Here is a 1,666-nt window from a genome sequence, read left to right on the forward strand (position 1 = left end):
CGACCAAGCTCGTCAGCCGTGTCCGGAGTGTCCTGGACGTCGAACTCGCCGTCCGGCAGATCTTCGAGGCACCCACCATCGCCGCACTCGCCACCAGGCTGGACGAATCGGCGAGTGGCCGTACCGGGGTCAAGGCCGTGGCCCGGCGCCCCGAGCGGCTTCCGCTCTCACTTGCCCAGCAGCGACTGTGGTTCCTCCACCAGTTCGAGGGGCCGAGCTCCACGTACAACATCCCGGTGGCCCTGCGCCTGTCGGGCCCGCTCGACGAGGAGGCACTGGGCCGTGCCCTGGCCGATGTCGTGACCCGGCACGAGAGCCTCCGCACCGTCTTCGCCGAGGACGCCGACGGCTCCGCCCACCAGGTCGTCCTCGACGCGGCCCGCGCCACCGAGGTCGAGCTGCGTGCGTCGACCGTCACGGCCGACGCGCTCGACGACGCCCTCCGCTCCGAGATACGCACGCCGTTCGACCTGACGCGCGATCTGCCGCTGAGAGCACGGCTGTTCAGGCTGGGCGACGACGAGCACGTCCTGCTCGCGGTCGTCCACCACATCGCGGGCGACGCCTGGTCGATGGGCCCGCTGGCCCGCGACCTCGCCACCGCCTACGCGGCCCACACGCTGGGCACGGCTCCGGCTTGGCGGCCGCTGCCGGTGCAGTACGCGGACTACAGCCTCTGGCAGCGCGAGCTGCTCGGAGCGGAGGAGGACGCGGAGAGCGAGCTCTCGCGTCAGCTGTCCTATTGGAAGGAGACCCTGGCTGGTCTCCCGGAGGAGCTGGTCCTGCCCTTCGACCGGCCCCGGCCGGCGACCGCCTCGTACGAGGGCGACCGCGTCACCTTCGCCTTCCCCGAAGGCCTCCACGAGCGGCTCACCCAGGTCGCCCGCGAGCACCGGGCGAGTCTGTTCATGGTGCTTCAGGCGGGTCTGGCGACGCTGCTGAGCAGGCTCGGGGCGGGGGAGGACATTCCGCTCGGTACCCCGATCGCGGGTCGTACGGACGATGCTCTGGACGATCTGGTCGGGTTCTTCGTGAACACGCTGGTGCTGCGGACGGATGTGTCGGGTGATCCGACGTTCGCGGAGTTGATCGAGCGGGTGCGTGGGGCGGATCTGGAGGCGTACGCGCATCAGGACCTGCCGTTCGAGCGTCTGGTGGAGGCGGTGAACCCCGAGCGGTCCCTCGCTCGCCACCCCCTCTTCCAGACCATGATCGTCCTCAACAACACCGAATCCGAGGCCGCTTCGGCCGTCGCCGCCCTGCCCGGCCTCGATGTGACGAGCCAGCCCGTCGGGGCCGGCGCCGCCAAGTTCGACCTCTCCTTCCGCCTCTCGGAGCACGGAGGTGCACTGGACTTCAGCACCGATCTCTTCGATCGGGTGACGGCTCAGGGGATCGCGGATCGTTTCGTACGGGTTCTCGGGGAGCTGTCTGCTGATCCGGGCCGGCCTGTGGGCGATGTCGAGGTGCTCGATGTCGTGGAGCGGGAGCGGGTGTTGGTGGGGTGGAACGGTGAGGTGCGGGAGACGCGGGGTGTGTCGTTGCCGGTTCTCTTCGGGGAGCAGGTGGCACGGACGCCGGATGCGGTGGCGGTGGTGTGTGACGGGCGGTCTTTGACGTATGGGGAGTTGGATCGTTGGTCGAATCGTGTGGCTCGGTGGCTGAT

1 protein-coding gene is annotated in these 1,666 nt (G+C 69.6%); it reads left to right on the plus strand.

Going from position 1 to position 1,666, the window contains the following annotated elements; all coding sequences use genetic code 11:
* A partial coding sequence (locus tag ACH4MY_RS38175) for a condensation domain-containing protein (protein ID WP_398009458.1) occupies window positions 1-1,666 on the plus strand: 1,666 nt, incomplete at both ends.

The organism is Streptomyces sp. NPDC017246, from assembly GCF_044331325.1.
In the GTDB taxonomy this organism is placed as follows: domain Bacteria; phylum Actinomycetota; class Actinomycetes; order Streptomycetales; family Streptomycetaceae; genus Streptomyces.